Annotated in this window: 18 protein-coding genes; 10 read left to right on the top strand and 8 right to left on the bottom strand. The window is 52.0% G+C overall.

The genetic code is table 11. The annotated features are described in order from the left end of the window. Window positions 1–130 precede the first annotated feature (130 nt). From fba to tkt, 4 genes are all read right to left on the bottom strand, one after another. Window positions 131–1,195 (bottom strand): class II fructose-bisphosphate aldolase, encoded by a 1,065-nt coding sequence (gene fba, locus ATY27_RS12890; RefSeq protein WP_208931037.1) that lies wholly within the window; start codon window positions 1,193–1,195, stop codon window positions 131–133. A gap of 131 nt (window positions 1,196–1,326) precedes the next feature. Continuing rightward, complete coding sequence (locus tag ATY27_RS12885; RefSeq protein WP_208931036.1) at window positions 1,327–2,508, bottom strand: phosphoglycerate kinase; 1,182 nt, start codon at window positions 2,506–2,508, stop codon at window positions 1,327–1,329. Window positions 2,509–2,558: 50 nt separating this feature from the next. Next, the gene (gene epd / locus ATY27_RS12880; RefSeq protein WP_208931035.1) at window positions 2,559–3,569 is read right to left on the bottom strand and encodes an erythrose-4-phosphate dehydrogenase; all 1,011 of its coding nucleotides are present in this window, start codon (window positions 3,567–3,569) and stop codon (window positions 2,559–2,561) included. Window positions 3,570–3,646: 77 nt separating this feature from the next. Then, window positions 3,647–5,644 (bottom strand): transketolase, encoded by a 1,998-nt coding sequence (tkt, locus tag ATY27_RS12875; protein WP_208931034.1) that lies wholly within the window; start codon window positions 5,642–5,644, stop codon window positions 3,647–3,649. A gap of 352 nt (window positions 5,645–5,996) precedes the next feature. On the opposite strand from tkt, the gene metK reads away from it, so the two are divergent. Next, window positions 5,997–7,148, top strand: coding sequence for a methionine adenosyltransferase (gene metK / locus ATY27_RS12870; protein WP_208931033.1), 1,152 nt, complete (start codon window positions 5,997–5,999; stop codon window positions 7,146–7,148). Between the two features lie 145 nt (window positions 7,149–7,293). Further along, the gene (locus ATY27_RS12865) at window positions 7,294–8,850 is read left to right on the top strand and encodes an AbgT family transporter (protein ID WP_208931032.1); all 1,557 of its coding nucleotides are present in this window, start codon (window positions 7,294–7,296) and stop codon (window positions 8,848–8,850) included. A gap of 63 nt (window positions 8,851–8,913) precedes the next feature. Here ATY27_RS12865 and ATY27_RS12860 read toward each other — a convergent pair whose 3' ends face one another. After that, on the bottom strand, window positions 8,914–9,939 hold the full coding sequence (locus ATY27_RS12860) for an ABC transporter permease (protein WP_244151301.1): 1,026 nt from the start codon (window positions 9,937–9,939) through the stop codon (window positions 8,914–8,916). Next, a complete protein-coding gene (locus tag ATY27_RS12855) occupies window positions 9,936–10,862 on the bottom strand; it encodes an ABC transporter ATP-binding protein (protein ID WP_208931031.1) in 927 nt (308 codons plus the stop codon). The genes ATY27_RS12860 and ATY27_RS12855 overlap by 4 nt, the downstream gene beginning before the upstream one ends. Before the next feature lie 78 nt (window positions 10,863–10,940). On the opposite strand from ATY27_RS12855, the gene rsmE reads away from it, so the two are divergent. From rsmE to ATY27_RS12830, 5 genes are read left to right on the top strand one after another with little or no spacing between them, the layout of a single operon-like run. Then, entirely contained in the window at window positions 10,941–11,669 is a 729-nt protein-coding gene (gene rsmE, locus ATY27_RS12850; protein ID WP_208931030.1) for a 16S rRNA (uracil(1498)-N(3))-methyltransferase, read from the top strand. Window positions 11,670–11,681: 12 nt separating this feature from the next. After that, entirely contained in the window at window positions 11,682–12,641 is a 960-nt protein-coding gene (gene gshB, locus ATY27_RS12845; RefSeq protein WP_208933410.1) for a glutathione synthase, read from the top strand. Between the two features lie 10 nt (window positions 12,642–12,651). Further along, window positions 12,652–13,209 carry a YqgE/AlgH family protein gene (locus ATY27_RS12840; protein WP_279614558.1) on the top strand — a complete coding sequence of 186 codons (558 nt, stop codon included), beginning with the start codon at window positions 12,652–12,654 and terminating at the stop codon, window positions 13,207–13,209. A 27-nt stretch (window positions 13,210–13,236) separates the two neighbouring features. Then, on the top strand, window positions 13,237–13,653 hold the full coding sequence (gene ruvX, locus ATY27_RS12835) for a Holliday junction resolvase RuvX (protein WP_208931028.1): 417 nt from the start codon (window positions 13,237–13,239) through the stop codon (window positions 13,651–13,653). Further along, window positions 13,634–13,936, top strand: a complete 303-nt coding sequence (locus tag ATY27_RS12830; RefSeq protein WP_244151300.1) for a DUF1653 domain-containing protein — start codon at window positions 13,634–13,636, stop codon at window positions 13,934–13,936. The genes ruvX and ATY27_RS12830 overlap by 20 nt, the downstream gene beginning before the upstream one ends. Window positions 13,937–13,985: 49 nt before the next feature. Here ATY27_RS12830 and ATY27_RS12825 read toward each other — a convergent pair whose 3' ends face one another. Together ATY27_RS12825 and ATY27_RS12820 are read right to left on the bottom strand one after the other, a co-directional pair. Next, entirely contained in the window at window positions 13,986–15,110 is a 1,125-nt protein-coding gene (locus ATY27_RS12825; RefSeq protein ID WP_208933412.1) for a PilT/PilU family type 4a pilus ATPase, read from the bottom strand. 11 nt (window positions 15,111–15,121) lie between these two features. Then, window positions 15,122–16,174: a type IV pilus twitching motility protein PilT gene (locus ATY27_RS12820; RefSeq protein WP_208931027.1), complete on the bottom strand. Its 1,053-nt coding sequence runs from the start codon at window positions 16,172–16,174 to the stop codon at window positions 15,122–15,124. Between ATY27_RS12820 and ATY27_RS12815 the strand changes: the two genes are divergently transcribed. The 3 genes from ATY27_RS12815 to ATY27_RS12805 are packed head-to-tail and all read left to right on the top strand — an operon-like array spanning window position 16,173 to window position 18,335. Then, window positions 16,173–16,895, top strand: coding sequence for a YggS family pyridoxal phosphate-dependent enzyme (locus ATY27_RS12815; protein ID WP_244151299.1), 723 nt, complete (start codon window positions 16,173–16,175; stop codon window positions 16,893–16,895). The two genes, ATY27_RS12820 and ATY27_RS12815, sit on opposite strands and share 2 nt — an antisense overlap. 4 nt (window positions 16,896–16,899) lie before the next feature. Beyond that, window positions 16,900–17,742, top strand: coding sequence for a pyrroline-5-carboxylate reductase (proC, locus tag ATY27_RS12810; RefSeq protein WP_279614573.1), 843 nt, complete (start codon window positions 16,900–16,902; stop codon window positions 17,740–17,742). 47 nt (window positions 17,743–17,789) lie between these two features. Beyond that, window positions 17,790–18,335 carry a YggT family protein gene (locus ATY27_RS12805; RefSeq protein WP_208931026.1) on the top strand — a complete coding sequence of 182 codons (546 nt, stop codon included), beginning with the start codon at window positions 17,790–17,792 and terminating at the stop codon, window positions 18,333–18,335.

The following is an 18,335-nucleotide window of genomic DNA, read 5'->3' as shown; positions in this document are numbered from 1 at the left end:
ACAATGGATGTCAATATAACTACGACAGCCAGCCAGACCTGTTTCACCGCAATATCCGCTTACAGATTTACCCGGAATGCTGCTATTAAATTCTTATCTTTAAAATTTAATAAAACATTCATTTTTCTGCTTATTTAATGTTCGGAGTCAGTTTGCCCGAATCATACAACTTCACCATTTGCTCAAGAGAAATGGCTTTGATTTTTGACCCTTGCCCGGCACAACCGAATGCCTGGTAACGGTCTTTACAGATCTCCATCATGGCTTTGACAGATTCCTGTAAATACTTGCGTGGATCAAACTCTGCCGGATGCTGAGCCATAAAGCGGCGGATTGCACCGGTAGACGCTAAACGTAAATCAGTATCAATATTGATTTTGCGTACGCCGAATTTGATCCCTTGCTGAATTTGTTCTATCGGAACGCCATAAGTTTCCGGAATTTCACCACCGTACTGATTGATCACCGCCAGCCAGTCCTGCGGGACCGAACTGGAGCCGTGCATCACCAGATGCGTATCTGGGATGCGGGCATGAATGGCTTTAATCCGATCAATTGCCAAAATATCGTCTGTTGGTGGACGACTGAATTTGTAAGCCCCGTGGGAAGTGCCACAGGCAATAGCCAATGCATCCACTCCAGTCGCTTTAACGAACTGCGCCGCTTCTTCAGGGTCTGTCAGCATCTGGTCATGGCTCAGCACGCAATCTGCACCAACACCATCTTCTTCCCCGGCAGCACCGGTTTCCAGTGAGCCTAAACACCCTAACTCACCTTCGACCGAAACGCCGCAGGCGTGCGCCATTTCAACAACACGGCGGGTTACATCGACGTTGTAATCATAGTCAGCTGGTGTTTTCCCATCTGCGCGTAACGAGCCGTCCATCATAACGGATGAAAAACCGAGCTGGATAGACTGCTGACAAATCGCTGGAGAGGTACCGTGATCCTGATGCATTACCACCGGGATATGCGGAAACTCTTCGACAGCCGCCAGGATCAGATGACGCAGGAATGGCGCACCGGCGTATTTCCGTGCACCTGCAGACGCCTGCACAATGACCGGGCTGTCCGTTGCATCGGCTGCCAGCATAATCGCGCGCATCTGTTCAAGATTGTTGACGTTGAACGCTGGCACGCCGTAACCAAATTCTGCGGCATGATCCAACATCTGACGTAACGAGATAAGAGCCATGAAATCCTCACTTTTTGTAGGGTAAGTTTCAGAGCTGTCACCGAACCCGGCGCTTTTGCGCCGGATGTGCCGGTCAGGATCTGCCGGCTTGGAATAGGTTTCGGCGAACAGACTGTTTTATAACATCATTTTTACGCGCTTTTGCCGCGTTGTTCAAGAATTTCAACTGCTGGCAAGGTTTTTCCCTCTAAGAACTCAAGGAATGCACCGCCACCGGTAGAAATATAGGAGATTTGTTCAGCCACACCATACTTGTCAATGGCGGCCAGCGTGTCACCACCACCGGCAATACTGAACGCATCACTTTGCGCAATCGCTTCAGCAATCGCTTTAGTTCCTGCCTCAAACTGCGCAAATTCAAACACACCTACCGGACCGTTCCAGACAATAGTTCCTGCAGTTTTTAAGATCTCTACCAATGCAGCAGTACTGTCTGGGCCGATATCAAAAATCATATCGTCGTTGGCAATATCCGCAATCGGTTTGAGACTAGCGGGTGTATCTTCAGCAAAGGCTTTGCCGGTCACCACGTCGGTTGGCACAGGAATATTGCCGCCGTTTGCTTTCGCCGCAGCCATTAAGCGCTGTGCTTCCGGAATTAGATCGGCCTCATACAAAGACTTACCGACAGTTGCACCAGTAGCTGCGATAAAAGTATTGGCAATTCCACCTCCAACGACCAGCTGATCAACGATACCGGACAAAGATTCCAGGACTGTCAGTTTGGTCGACACTTTAGAGCCACCAACAATCGCGACTAACGGCCGTTTTGGGTTTTTCAGCGCTGCGGCTAAGGCTTCCAGTTCAGCCGCCAGCAAAGGACCGGCACAGGCGATAGGCGCAAATTTGGCTACACCATGTGTGGTGGCTTGTGCGCGGTGGGCAGTGCCAAATGCATCCATCACAAACACATCGCACAACGCGGCCAGTTGTTTTGACAAAGTTTCGTCGTTTTTGCCTTCGCCTTTATTAAAACGGACGTTTTCAAACACCACAACTTCACCGGCAGCTACGTCAACGCCCTGCAGATATTCTTTGGCCAGACGCACAGGCGCTGTTAATGCAGTTTTGAGGTAATCGACGACTGGTTGCATCGAAAATTCTTCGGCATAGACACCCTCTTCCGGGCGGCCTAAGTGTGAACACACCATCACTTTTGCGCCTTTGCTGAGCGCGAGTTCGATCGTCGGCAGTGCGGCACGTAAGCGCGCATCTGAAGTCACTACGCCATTTTTTACCGGTACATTTAAATCTTCGCGGATTAGTACGCGTTTACCCGCTAAATCTAAATCAGCCATTTTAATCACGGACATGACCATCTCCTTTTGTTGATTTGAATACTGTTATTCTGTTTATAGTGCCGTTACTGACTTCTCATCATGGCACGCGCGGTATCGATCATTCGGTTGGCAAAGCCCCACTCGTTGTCACACCAGACCAAACACTTCACCAGTCGTTTATGGCTAACCCGGGTTTGTGAACCATCGACGATGCACGAATGCGGATCGTGGTTAAAATCAACGGAAACTAATGGCTCTTCGGTGTAATCCAGAATTCCCGGCAAAGACAAGCGGGCTTGTTGCAGCGCGGCATTCACCGCTTCAACGGTGACATCCTGATGAAGTGCAACGGACAAATCCATTGCCGTAACATTGATCGTTGGCACACGTACGGCAATCGCTTCGAAGCGGCCGGCGAGATGCGGCATGATGCGTTCAATGCCCCGGGCAAGTTTGGTATCGACCGGGATAATGGATTGGCTGGCAGCACGGGTGCGACGTAAATCCGGATGATAAGCATCAATAACCTGCTGATCGTGCATCGAGGCGTGAATTGTCGTGATAGTGCCACTTTCGACGCCAAAAGTATTATCCAGCACACTCAATACCGGCACTATACAATTGGTGGTGCATGAGCCGGCAGACACGACGCGCATGGTCGCGTTGAGCTGTTGCTCATTGACACCATAAATCACTGTCGCATCAATATCAGCGCCAGCCGGATGCGAGAACAGTACTTTGCCAGCACCGGCTTCGAGATGTTTCATCGCATCGGCGCGGCTGCCAAACACACCGGTACACTCTAAGACTAAATCGACATGTAGTGCTTTCCACGGCAAAAACGCCGGATCTGGCTGATGGAGCAGCTGAATCTGTTGATCGCCTACAACTAACATCTCGCCGTTGAGAGTTACTGAAGTGCCAAAACGGCCATGGCTGGAATCATACTTCAGTAAATGCGCGATGCCGCGGGCTTCCGCCAGTTCGTTAATTGCGACTACCTGCACTTCATCTTGTAACTGTTGTTCAAAAATGGCGCGTACAATGCTGCGGCCAATTCGGCCAAACCCATTGATCGCGATCCGGATTGTCATCAGCGCTGTTACCTGTCTGGACTGTCACGAAGTTAAACAAAAGGGGCTCCAAGCCCCTTTTGCATTGAAAGTACCGCTTACGCCAGTAACTGTTCGGCGGCTTCGACAACTGCAGCAGTGGTGATACCGAAGTATTCAAACAACTGCTCAGCCGGCGCCGATTCACCAAAACCGGTCATGCCGATGATTTTGCCATTCAGACCAACATATTTATACCAGCTGTCGACAATACAAGCTTCGACTGCAACACGTTTGGTGACGGCAGCCGGTAACACCGCTTCGCGGTAGGCGGCATCCTGAGCGTCAAACACATCAGTTGATGGCATCGAAACCACACGGATTTTATGGCCAGCATCCGTCAGTTTTGCCGCGGCTTGTACCGCCAGCTCTACTTCTGAACCTGTAGCAATAATGATCAGGTCCGGCGTACCTGCGCTGTCTTTAAGCACATAACCGCCACGCCGGATGGCGGCAACCTGCTCATCAGTACGGGCTTGTTGTGCCAGATTCTGCCGGGTGAAAATCAGCGTAGTCGGGCCTTCGGTGCGTTCAATTGCTGCTTGCCATGCAACAGCAGATTCCACCTGGTCACAAGGACGCCAGTTCATCAGGTTTGGTGTCACACGCAGCGAAGCCAGCTGTTCAACCGGTTGGTGTGTCGGGCCGTCTTCGCCAAGGCCAATCGAGTCGTGGGTATAAACAAAAATCACCCGTTGTTTCATCAGCGCAGCCATACGCACCGCATTACGGGCATATTCCATAAACATCAGGAAGGTTGCACCGTATGGCACAAAACCACCATGCAGCGCGATACCATTCATGATGGCTGACATGCCGAATTCGCGCACACCGTAATACAGGTAGTTACCGCTGGCATCCTCAGCACTGATACCTTTAGAGCCAGACCAGATGGTCAGGTTTGAACCGGCAAGATCGGCAGAGCCACCCAGCAGTTCCGGCAATAACGGGCCATATGCGTTTAATGCATTTTGCGAGGCCTTACGACTGGCGATCGCAGCTGGGCTTGCCTGTAACTTGGCAATATAAGCATCTGACTCTGCTTTCCAGTTCGCTGGCAACTCACCGCTTAACCGGCGTTTTAACTCGGCAGCCAGTTCAGGGTGCGCTGCAGCGTAAGCCGCGAACTGTGCGTTCCAGCTGTGCTGTAAAGTGTTACCTTTGGTTTTACCATCCCAGGCGGCGTAAATGTCGGCCGGGACTTCAAATGGCGCATGCGGCCATTGCAGGAATTCACGGGCTGCGGCAATTTCTGCATCACCCAGTGGCGCGCCGTGGCAATCGTGGCTACCGGATTTATTCGGTGAACCGTAACCGATGATAGTCTTGCAACAAATCAGTGTTGGTTTGGTGCTTTCTGCTTGCGCAGCCTGAATCGCTGCCGCAACTGCCTGAGCGTCATGACCGTCGACACCGGCAATCACATGCCAGCCATAGGCTTCAAAACGGGCCGGCGTATTGTCGGTGAACCAGCCTTCAACATGGCCATCGATCGAGATGCCATTGTCATCCCAGAATGCGATCAGTTTGCCAAGGCCTAAAGTCCCGGCTAAAGAGCAAGCTTCGTGCGAAATACCTTCCATCAGGCAACCATCGCCCAGAAACGCATATGTATAGTGGTCAATAATGGCATGGCCTGGCTGGTTAAACTGCGCTGCCAGTGCTTTTTCGGCGATCGCCATGCCTACCGCATTGGTGATCCCCTGCCCCAGCGGACCTGTGGTGGTTTCAACACCAGGTGCATAACCATATTCCGGGTGACCCGGCGTGCGTGAATGCAATTGACGGAATTGTTTTAAGTCGTCGACAGACAGGTCATAACCGGATAAATGTAACAGCGAATATAACAACATAGAGCCATGGCCGTTCGACAGAACAAAACGGTCACGGTTAGCCCACTGCGGGTCCTGTGGATTGTGCTTTAAAAAATCACGCCATAATACTTCGGCGATATCGGCCATCCCCATCGGGGCGCCCGGGTGGCCAGATTTGGCCTTTTGCACTGCATCCATACTTAACGCGCGGATGGCGTTGGCGAGTTGTTTGCGGGACAGCATTGTCACTCCTGCTACTAATTGTCGGGATCTTATCCAAGTGGATTTTTATGTTGCCTGTATCGCTTCGGATGGCGTGATACTGTTTTTTAATAAACAGGCAAATTTATTTTACGCGTCGCATCGGTTCGGGTTTATTTTCCCAGACCATGCCCACCTTGGCAACGAATAAAACCGGATCCATGCTGATTGCCTTAAGTTTTGATCCGTTCGTCCGATAACCCGTACTCTTGCAGATAGAAAGACGTCCGGGCGGCAAAAAAATATGGCAAACTGCCATTTGTTTCTCTAGAATACGCAGCCCAATTTTCCGGCGCCTGGCGCTTAAACAACCAACCCATTGGAATAAGTTAGAATGGCACAACACATTTTTACCTCTGAGTCAGTTTCTGAAGGACATCCGGATAAAATCGCCGACCAAATCTCTGATGCGGTGTTGGATGCCATCCTGGAACAGGACCCAAAAGCCCGTGTCGCCTGTGAAACCTTCGTCAAGACCGGTATGGTTCTGGTTGGTGGCGAAATTACTACTTCTGCCTGGGTCGATATTGAAGAGCTGACCCGCAGCACTATCCGTGAAATCGGTTACGTGCATTCTGATATGGGCTTTGATGCCAATTCTTGCGCGGTGTTAAGCGCCATCGGTAAACAATCTCCGGATATCAATCAAGGCGTTGATAAAAAAGACCCGAAAGATCAGGGTGCCGGCGACCAGGGTCTGATGTTTGGTTACGCCAGCAATGAAACTGACGTACTGATGCCAGCGCCAATCACTTATTCTCACCGTCTGGTGCAACAACAAGCCAAAGTGCGTAAAGATGGCACGCTGCCATGGTTACGCCCGGATGCAAAATCTCAGCTGTCGTTCATTTATGAAAACGGCAAACCTGTTGGTATCGATGCCGTGGTGTTATCAACTCAGCATTGCGACACTATTTCGACTGAAGATCTGCGCGAAGCGGTGATGGAACACATCATCAAGCCTGTACTGCCGGCTGAATGGCTGCGTCAGAGCACGAAGTTCTTCATTAACCCTACGGGTCGTTTTGTCATCGGTGGCCCAATGGGAGATTGCGGTCTGACCGGCCGGAAAATCATCGTCGACAGCTACGGCGGCATGGCCCGTCACGGCGGTGGCGCTTTCTCTGGTAAAGATCCATCAAAAGTTGACCGTTCAGCCGCCTACGCTGCCCGTTATGTGGCGAAAAACATCGTTGCAGCCGGCTTAGCTGAGCGCTGTGAGATCCAGGTATCTTACGCCATCGGTGTAGCAGAACCGACCTCTATCAGCGTCGAGACTTTTGGTACCAGCAAACTGTCAGAAGACCAGCTGATTAAACTGATCCGGGCCCATTTCGACCTGCGTCCGGCCGGCCTGATTGCGATGCTCGACCTCGAGCGTCCAATCTACAAAGCGACCGCTGCTTATGGTCACTTTGGCCGCAATGAGTTCCCGTGGGAACAGACTAACAAAGCTGACGCACTGCGTGCTGAAGCCGGTCTGTGATCTCAGACTCTGATCAACAGGGAGCTTCGGCTCCCTTTTTTTATCTTCACTCAGTAACAAACTGATCACATCTCAGGTTTTTCCTGATTGCTATCTGCCCTTTTAAGCTTTTATAACAAAGGACAAACAACAATTAGGAAACTCTATGTCTACCGATACGACCAAACCCTGGTTGCAGCGCAGTCTTGATGCAATCGAACGCGCGGGCAACAAACTACCCGATCCCGCTGTGTTATTCGCCCTATTTATGCTGGCCGTCTGGCTGATTTCCTGGGCCTTGTCCGGCGTGCAATTCAGCGAAATAGACCCACGTACCGGCAAACCTATTGTCATCGTCGATTTATTAGATGGCGCGGCCTTCACGACTTTTATGAGTAAGATGGTCAGTACCTTCGTCAGCTTCCCACCACTTGGCGTGGTCCTGGTCGCGATGCTGGGTTTGGGCGTTGCAGAACATACCGGTTTTATCAATGCGGGCCTGCGTTCGATTTTAAATGTCACGCCAAAAATGCTGCTGACACCAGTGTTGATTGCCGTTGGTATTTTAAGCCACGTCGCTGTCGATGCCGGTTATGTGCTGGTGATCCCGCTAGGAGCTGTGATTTTTTATGCTGCTGGCCGCCATCCACTGGCTGGTATTGCCGCCGCTTTTGCCGGCGTGTCGGGCGGTTTTTCTGCCAGCCTGTTTGTACCGTCGAGTTTAGACCCGATGCTGGCCGGCCTGACCCAAGCAGCCGCACGCCTCTCTGCTCACCCTTCTGCCGCCGAGATGACCATTAACCCGCTGAATAACTTCTTTTTTACCAGCGCATCTGCTGCTTTAATCATCCTGGTGGGCTGGTTTTTGACCGACAAAGTGATAGAGCCACGGCTGAAACACACGCAAGTTGACGGTGACCCGGCCAGTCTGCCAAAACTGGATGCTTTAACCGATGCTGAGCGTAAAGGCCTGCGCTACGCCACTTTGTCGATGCTGGTGTCCGGCTTGTTATTGATCTGGTCGGCTTCAGCTGCTGATTCGGCTTGGCGCGGCACAGACGGTCTGTTAACCAGCGCAACAGCACCTTTGATGCAGTCCATAGTCAGCATCATCTTTGTGTTTTTCTTAATTCCCGGTGTGGTCTTTGGCTATGTTTCGGGTTCAGCGAACAATCACCGCGCAATAGTCCAGGGCATGAGCAAAGCGATGTCCGGCATGGGTTATTACGTGGTGATGGCGTTTTTCTGCGCCCAGTTTATCTATGCGTTTGGTCAGTCGAATCTCGGCGCATTATTGGCAATCAAAGGTGCGCTGGCACTGAAAGAGCTGGCATTGCCACTGGGTGTGACTCTGGTTGGTATCGTGTTTCTGACCGCATCAGTGAATTTGTTGGTCGGCTCAGCGTCGGCCAAATGGGCACTGATCGGCGCCATTATGGTGCCGATGCTGATGGAACTTGGCGTATCGCCGGATTTAACCCAGGCCGCTTATCGGGTGGGTGATTCTTCAACCAACATTATTACGCCGCTGATGCCGTACTTCCCGCTGATCGTGGTGTTCTGTCAGAAGTACGTGAAATCGACCGGTATTGGTACTTTGATCGCGTTGATGCTGCCATTCTCAGTATGTTTCCTGGTGCTGTGGAGCGCCTTCCTGTTGCTCTATTGGGCGCTGGGCATTCCGCTGGGAATTGGTGCGCATTACACCTTCCCGGCGCTGTAAAAACAAAACCCCTGAAAAGCGCACTGCGATTTTCAGGGGTTTTCGTCACTTGCAGGTAAAAGATTAACGCCCGTCGCCGGCCCAGCGGAACAAAGCTGCCGCCGCCATTAAAAACACCAGACTCATCGCCGCCATCACACCAAGTTGCACACTGACATCGGCAAAACCGGCGCCATCCAGCATTACCGCGCGAGCTGCGCTAACTAAGTGCGTCAGCGGAAACAACTGTGCAAACCATTGCACCGCTGCAGGCGCGCCTTCCAGGCTGAACCAAACGCCGGACAAAATCATCATCGGCCAGCTGGTCATATTCAGCAGTCCACCGGTCAGCTCTTCACTTTGTAAACGGCTGGCAATCAGCAGCGCCAGCGCAATCATCGACAATGCCCCTAAAGCGGCGACCAGCAATAACAGCGCATAACTGCCGAGCATCATCAAACCAAACAGCTGCTGGCAACTGACAAACACTACACCGGCAATTGCCAGCACTATGGCTAAACGCGACACGACCTGAGCGCCGACAAATTCCAGCGCCGTTAAAGGCGTGGCTTGCAGCCGTTTGAGCACCGAGTTTTTCCGGTAGCGCACCAGCACATAACCAACGCCAAACAGACAAGAAAACATCATATTCATGCCAAGAATACCCGGCAGCACAAAATCGACATAACGGATCGCCTGCCCTGTCACCTCTTCCCGCATAGCGCCTGGCCATTGCTGTAACAAGATTTTTTCCACCAGATAGCCTTTGGCCGAATCCGGATTCACCACATAACGCTTTGCTGCTAAATCAAGCACCAGGTCAATCTGATGATGGGCCAGCCGTTGCCGCGCCAGGGCCTCGGCCTGATAAGGCACAAATTCGACAAAACGGGTAGTTAATAGCGGATGTTGCGTCGTATCGAGCACCGTACTTTGCTGTAACACGCCTACTTTATATTCGGCTTTCGGCTCACCGGAAAAGACAAAGGCAAAACCGGCGACTAATAAAAACGGGAACAGTAAATTCCAGCCCAGTGCCGCCCGATCGCGCCAGAACTCAAGATTGCGCGCTTTAAGCACCGCGCTAAAACGTCTGAAATTAAACATCATTCAGCCTCCGTGGTAACACCGCTTAAGGCATGGCCGGTCAGTTTGAGGAACAAATCGTCCAGCGTCGCCGATTTGACTAAAAGGCCTTGCAGCGGCACTTGCTGCTGCAACAACGCCTGAATGCTGTGCTGCACGTCAGGCGTCTGAATGCAGAGCTGTCCGCCCTGCAGCGATGCATGGTGGCCGTCTGGTAAAGACGGAATAAACCCAGGGTCCGGCAGCTGCAGCAAAGCGCCTTCAAAATGCTGGCGCAGCAAAGCCTGTGGCGCTCCTTGTGCAATGATTTGGCCTTTATCGACAATGATCAGGTCATCACATAACTGCTCAGCTTCGTCCATATAATGGGTGGTCAGAATAATGGTCCTGCCCTGCTGTTTAATTTGTTTGATCAGCGTCCAGAAATTACGCCGGGCATGCGGGTCCAGCCCGGTGGTCGGTTCATCCAGAAACAGGATCTGCGGCTGGTTGACCAGCGCTAAGGCCAGCAATAATCGCTGACGCTGCCCGCCGGATAGCTTTTTGTGGTCTTGTGTTAAGAAGTCGCCCAGATCACAGAGCCTGATAAGCTGCTGAATGTCAGCCGGTTGCGGGTAAAATGCAGCAAACATCCGCAGTGTTTCTTCAACGGTCAAAAAATCCTGCAAAGCAGTTTGCTGAAACTGCACTCCGAGTTGCTGAAAATGCTGCCGGCCGGCGATTTCGCCATGATAAAAAATGCTGCCGCTATCAGGTTTGATAATACCTTCAAGCATCTCCAGCGTGGTGGTTTTACCGGCGCCATTGGGCCCAAGTAAACCAAAACATTGACCGGCCTGCACACTGAAACTGAGGTTGTTCACTGCCTTCAGCGCACCATAACTTTTACACAGTTGCGACACCGCCAATACTGCCGGTGCCGCCGATGAGACTTTTTCTACGCCCATACAAGGACTCCTTTCGAGGTACCCTTAGCGCCAAGGGACTGCTACCATAGCAGTTTTTCTGCTGCTGAATCAGGCCTCATGCGAACAATACGTTTATATCAGCCCGGCCCGTTAACACCGGGACAATCTGTGGCGCTCTGTGAAGATGCCGCCAACCACGCCGGAAAAGTCTTGCGAATGCAAGCCGGCGAAGCGCTCGAACTGTTTAATGGTGATGGCAATAATTACGCCGCCGTCATTATCGAAGTTGGCAAAAAGCAGCTGGTTGTCGATATCCAAAGCTCGAGCGAGAATCCGATCGAATCGCCATTGAAGTTACATCTGGGACAAGGTATCTCCCGCGGCGATCGGATGGATTTTGCCATCCAGAAAGCGGTCGAGCTTGGCGTCAGTGAAATTACGCCGCTGTTTACCGAACGCTGTGGCGTTAAACTTGACGCCGAACGTTTGGAAAAAAAGCGCGAACAGTGGCAAAAAATTGTCATCAGCGCCTGCGAGCAGAGCGGCCGCTCGGTGGTGCCACCGGTGCACATGCCCGTCACTCTGGAAAAATGGCTCGGTCAGGCAGACAATTGTCTGAAACTGACCTTGGATCCCTGGACCAACGCCACCATTAAGCAATTATCACCAACGGACCGGCTTAGACTAGTGATAGGTCCGGAAGGCGGCTTCAGTGACCGTGAAGTCGCAGCAACGACTTCAGCCGGTTTTCAGCCGGTACGGCTGGGCCCTCGGGTCCTGCGCACGGAAACGGCCGCACTGACGGCTATCGCTGCATTGCAATTACAACTGGGCGACCTCGCCTGATTAAGGAGTAAGCTGTTGATTAAACTCGGCATCGTGATGGACCCTATCAGCGCCATCAATATCAAAAAAGATTCCAGTTTCGCTATGTTACTGCAGGCGCAAAGCCGCGGTTATCAATTGCATTATATGGAAATGGCCGACTTATACCTGTTAGAGGGGCAGGCCCGCGCCCGCACCCGCCTGTTGAGCGTGGAGCAAAATCCGGCGCGCTGGTATGAATTTCAGGGTGAACAGGACATTGCGCTCTCTGAATTGGACGTGATCCTGATGCGCAAAGATCCGCCGTTTGATACTGAGTTTATTTACGCGACTTATATTCTGGAGCGCGCTGAAGATGCCGGCACGCTGATTGTGAACAAACCGCAGAGCCTGCGCGATGCCAATGAAAAGTTGTATACCAGCTGGTTTGCGCAACATACGCCGAAAACACTGGTCAGCCGCGATGCGGCGCGATTAAAGGCGTTTTATCAGACCGAAGGTGATGTGATCTTAAAACCGCTGGATGGCATGGGCGGCGCATCTATTTTTCGTTTAAAACCGCAAGATCCCAATGTCAGTGTCATACTGGAGACATTAACCGCGCACGGCACTATGTACGCCATGGCGCAGCGTTATATTCCACAGATCGTTGACGGCGACAAACGCGTCTTAGTGGTGAACGGCGAACCGGTACCCTATTGTCTGGCCCGGATCCCGGCCAGCGGCGAAACCCGTGGCAATCTTGCTGCGGGAGGTCGCGGCGAAGCTCGTCCTCTGACCGAAAGTGACTGGGCCATTGCCCGTGCTGTAGGCCCAACACTGAAAGCCAAAGGGTTGATTTTTGTCGGTCTTGATATCATCGGTGACAAACTGACCGAAATTAATGTCACAAGCCCAACCTGCATCCGCGAAATTGAGGCTGCGTTTCCGGTTTCAATTACCGGCATGTTGTTTGATCAGATTGAACTGTTATTACAGGCTAAAAAAGCCTGAGGAGTTCGCCGTGGAAAGTTTACAAAACCACCTGCTGATTGCAATGCCAAGTTTGGATGACCCTTTATTTGGTCGAAGCGTGACCTATATCTGTGAACATAATGCCGACGGCGCCATGGGAATAGTGATTAACCATCCGTTGTCGGTCGATATCGCCAATTTACTGGAACAACTGGAAATCGAGTTTGACGGCGGTTCTGATGCAGCGAAAATGAAGATCTGTGCCGGTGGACCGGTGCAAAATGACCGAGGTTTTGTCTTGCATACTCCAAAAGCTGGTTTTAACAGCAGCATGCAACTAAATCAGGATTTAATGATCACCACCTCAAAGGATATTCTGGAGCAACTGACCACCGAAGCTGCGCCAGACAAATTCATTCTGGCACTGGGTTATGCCGGCTGGAGTCCGGGTCAGCTCGAACAGGAACTCGCCGACAATAGCTGGCTGGTGATACCGGCCGATAACCGGATTATTTTTGACTTGCCGCATGGCGAAAAATGGCAGGGCGCTACGGCCAAACTCGGAATTCAGAGCTGGCAGTTAAGTCCACAGGCAGGACATGCCTGATCGCAGGCCACACTAACAGGAACACAGATGAGTTGTATTCTGGCCTTTGACTATGGCCTTAAAAGTATTGGCGTGGCGGTTGGACAACGTCTGACCGGCACCGCCAGCACGTTAAAAGCATTAAAAGCCGTGGACGGTACACCGGACTGGAATCAGATTGAAGCGCTGATAAAAGAATGGCAGCCAGAACTGGTTGTCGTTGGCCTGCCGCTGAATATGGATGGCACCGAGCAACCATTTACCGCTCGGGTGCACAAGTTTATTAATCGCCTACACGGTCGTTTTGGCGTCAAAGTGCAGGCGCACGATGAACGGCTGACCACCGTCGAATCACGGGCAGAGTTGTTTTCACAGGGCGGATTTAAAAAACTCAGCAAAGACGCAGTCGATTGTTTCTCTGCTAAGTTAATTCTGGAGAGCTGGTTTGAGCAACAACATGGCTGAGTTGCCCTGCCCCGGTTTTTACCGGCACTACAAAGGCCGTTATTACCAACTGCTGGCGCTGGTGCGTCACAGTGAAGAAGATGCGCCTTATGCCCTATATCGCGCATTGTATGGCGATTTTGGCCTGTGGGTGCGACCGCTGCAGATGTTCTGCGAAAATGTCAGTATTGACGGCGAACCAGTAGCACGGTTTAGTTTTGTTGGTACTGAGCCGCCAGCAGGTCTGGTACTGCCGGCAGCGCTGGACAGTGAACATCTCTGGCCGGGTTTGACAGTCATCTGATTAAAAAAACGCGGCTAAAGCCGCGTTTTTCCTGTTGCTTGCCGATGACTCAGCGATCAGGCTTTTCCAGTCCGTCCACTGTGACATTGGCCAAAAAGCCAGCCCCGGCAGTTTCGTTGTTACGCAGTTTAATCATCAATCGTAAGTCATTCGGTGAATCGGCGTGGTGCAGCGCATCGGCGTAACTGATTTGATTGCGTTGATACAGGTCATATAGCGCCTGGTCGAAGGTCTGCATGCCGAGTTCACGCGATTTCGCCATCACCGCTTTAATCTCGTCAATCTGGCCTTTTTTGATGAGATCAGCGACCAATGGTGAGTTGGTCAGCACTTCAATTGCCGCCATCCGTTTTGAGCCATCCGCAGTTGCGATCAGTTGCTGCGCGACAATGCCGCGTAAATTCAGCGCCAGATCAAACATCAGTTTGGCATGCTTTTCTTTTGGTACTAAGTGCAAAATACGGTCAATCGCCTGGTTGGCGTTGTTGGCGTGCAATGTGGCGATACACAAGTGACCGGTTTCAGCAAAACTCAGTGCATATTCCATCGTATCCTGGCTGCGGATCTCACCGATCAGGATCACGTCCGGTGCCTGACGTAATGAACTTTTCAGCGCCGCATCAAAGGATTCGGTATCAATCCCCACTTCACGCTGGGTGATCAGGCTTTTGCCATGGTCATGCACAAATTCAATCGGATCTTCGATAGTCAGAATATGACCGCGGGCGTTTTTATTGCGATAACCAATCAATGCTGCCAACGAGGTGGATTTACCAGTGCCGGTGCCACCAACAAACAACAGCAGGCCACGTTTGGACATGATCAATTCTTTCAGAATCGGCGGCAACCCCAGCTCATCTACATCGGGAATTTTGGTGACAATACGGCGCATTACCATGCCGGCCTGATCGCGCTGGAAAAAAGCCGACACACGAAAACGCCCGGCGTCATTGGCGATGGCAAAGTTACATTCCTTGTGCGTCAGGAATTCATTTTTTTGCTTGTCGTTCATACAAGCCAGCACGATGGCCAGCGAGTCTTCAGCGCTCAGCGGCTCCTGCTCTATGGTCTGCAATTCGCCATTGATTTTCGCCGCCACCGGCATGCCGGCGGTGACAAACATATCCGATGCTTTCACATCGACCATTTTTTGCAGCAGTTTGATTAATTCCATCATATGCTCCGTTAAATCCGGCCCATGGCACCAAAGGCATTTTTGTCCTGCGCTTTAGCCAGGGCATCCTGTTTGGTGATAAGTCCGCGATTGACCAAATTGAGCAGGCACTGGTCCATCGTCTGCATGCCATGCGAGGCGCCGGTCTGGATCACTGAATACATCTGGGCGATTTTGTCTTCGCGGATCAGGTTCCGGATGGCTGGTACCCCAATCATAATTTCATGCGCCGCAATCCGACCGCCGCCGATTTTTTTCAGCAGCGTCTGTGAAATCACGGCGCGCAGCGATTCGGATAACATTGAGCGCACCATCGCTTTTTCCTCGCCAGGGAACACGTCGATGATCCGGTCGATGGTTTTCGGCGCGGATGTGGTGTGCAAAGTGCCAAATACCAGGTGACCGGTTTCAGCCGCGGTCATTGCCAGGCGAATGGTTTCGAGGTCACGCAGCTCACCGACCAGGATCACATCCGGATCTTCCCGCAGCGCTGAGCGCAAAGCGTTAGAGAAACTTAAAGTATCGCGGTGCACTTCCCGTTGGTTGACCAGACAAAGTTTGTTGTGGTGCACAAATTCGATTGGGTCTTCAATGGTCAGAATATGCTCGTGCCGGCCTGTGTTGATGTAATCCACCATCGCCGCCAGTGTGGTCGATTTACCGGAACCGGTCGGCCCGGTCACCAGCACCAGTCCACGCGGGTTTTCGGCGATAGTGCGGAATACATCCGGCGCACCAAGATCATCCAGCGACAATACTTCACTGGGAATGGTGCGGAACACCGCCGCCGCGCCGCGATTTTGCACAAAGGCGTTAACCCGGAACCGCGCCAGTCCCGGCACTTCAAAGGAAAAATCCGACTCCAGCCGCTCTTCGTATTCTTTACGCTGCTTATCCGTCATAATGTCATAGACCAGCGCATGCACGTCTTTGTGCGTCAGCGGTGGAATATTCAAACGACGCACATCACCATCGACGCGGATCAGCGGTGGCACTCCGGCGGACAGGTGCAAGTCCGACGCTTTGTGTTGTACGCTGAACGCCAGTAATTCGGTAATATCCATGACGACATACTCCTGTGTCAGTGAAGAGGCAAATCAGGTTTTGATGCATAACACCATAGCAGAACGCTTACAGACAGCCTACAGGGCGCTTGCAGAAATTCAGTCATCTGATGGCACAACTGCTCAGTTAATCGCCGTCAGTAAAACCAAGCCAGTCAATGACATACGCGAAGCGTATCAGGCCGGACAACGTCAGTTTGGCGAAAACTATGTGCAGGAACTTGCGACAAAAGCGCAGGAACTGGCGGATTTGGCGCAGATCCGCTGGCATTTTATTGGCCCTATACAGTCCAACAAAACCCGCGATATCGCGGTTTACGCCGACGTGGTGCATAGCATTGACCGGCTGAAAATTGCCGAACGTTTGTCCGCCCAGCGCCCGGCCGGCAAAGCGCCGCTGCAGGTACTGCTGCAGGTCAATATCAGTCGCGAGGACAGCAAATCCGGTATTATGCCGGAAGACCTGTTGCCACTGGCACGTCAGATCAGCAATCTGCCGAATATCCAGCTGGCCGGCCTGATGGCAATCCCTGCCCCGGCGGTGAATGGTGACAATCAGCAGGCTTTTGCCGCGATGCAGCAGCTTTCTGCCACGCTTCAGGCAGAATTTCCAGCGGCAGATCAGTTGTCTATGGGGATGTCAGATGACTGGCAACAAGCCGTTCTTTTTGGGGCAACTATGATAAGATTGGGCTCCGCCATTTTCGGCGCGCGCAGTTAACGCGATAACTCTCAGACAACGAATCAACAGCATGAATGACAACACAGTAGCCTTTATCGGCGCCGGCAATATGGCGCGCTGCATCATCGGGGGCATGGTGAACACCGGCTACCCGGCCGCGAACATCATCGCCGCCAATCCAAGCAGGCCAAAACTCGATGCCCTTGCCGCCGATTTTGCCATTGAAGTGACTCAGGACAATCTGCTGGCCGTGCAAAAAGCTGATGTCATTGTCTTGTCGGTTAAGCCGCAGCTGATGGGTGAGGTTTGCCGTCAGCTGATCGCTGGGGTACCTGATATCAGCGAAAAACTTTTTGTTACCGTCGCAGCGGGTTTACCAGTCAGCCGCTATGAAGAATGGCTAGGGCCAGTCCGGCTGATGCGGGCTATGCCCAATACACCATCTCTAGTCGGGCTGGGTGTCACCGGAATTTTTTCCAGTCGTTGCTCTAACTATGAAAAATCTTTTGTCGACAGCATGTTCAGTGCCACCGGTAAAACGGTGTGGCTCGACGAGGAAAGTCAAATCAACGACATTATTGCTGTCACCGGCAGCGCACCCGCCTACTTTTTTTACTTTATGCAAGCGATGACGCAAAAGGCTGAACTGCTCGGTTTTAGCCCGGACGAAGCCCATCAGATGGTGGTCCAGACCGCATTGGGAGCCGCAACGATGGCCGCCCGCTCGCCACTCAGCTTTGCCGATTTACGGGCGCAGGTCACCAGTAAAGGCGGTACGACGCATGAAGCCATTGAAACCATGCGCAATGCCGGCCTCGAATTGCTGGTTGCTGATGCAATGCAGGCAGCGATCCGCCGGGCTGAAGAGATGGCGAATACGCTGTAAACTATTCATTAATATGCCGATTTAACCTGCTCTGACAAGGAAACCGCATGAACAACGCATTTTATTTTCTGCTGGATACTGTTTTTAATCTGTACCTGATGGTGGTGTTATTACGCATTTGGCTGCAGGCCAGCCGCGCTGATTTTTATAATCCGCTCAGCCAGTTTGTTGTTAAAGCAACCAATCCGCTGCTGATCCCACTGCGCCGGATGATCCCAAGTATCGGTAAACTTGACACAGCGGCGCTGGTACTGGCCTTGCTGGTCAGCGCCGGCAAAATGCTGCTCATTCAGCTGCTGCTGGTCGGGCAGCTGAATATTATCGCCCTAATGTCCGGCGCCGTACTGACGACGATAAAAGAAGCATGCAGTCTGCTGTTCTGGGTGTTGATTATCCGCGCGATCCTGAGCTGGTTCTCACAAGGCCGCAATCCGATGGAACTGGTGCTGGTGCAGCTGACTGAACCTTTGTTAGCGCCGGTCCGTAAAGTGATCCCACCGATGGGTGGCCTTGATTTGTCGGTGCTGATTGTGTTGGTCGCGCTGCAATTTCTGCAGATCCTGTTACAGAGCTTTTTTATCGGTATGTTCTGA

It is taken from the genome of Rheinheimera sp. F8 (assembly GCF_001518915.1).
This window is presented reverse-complemented; position numbering and strand designations above follow the sequence as displayed.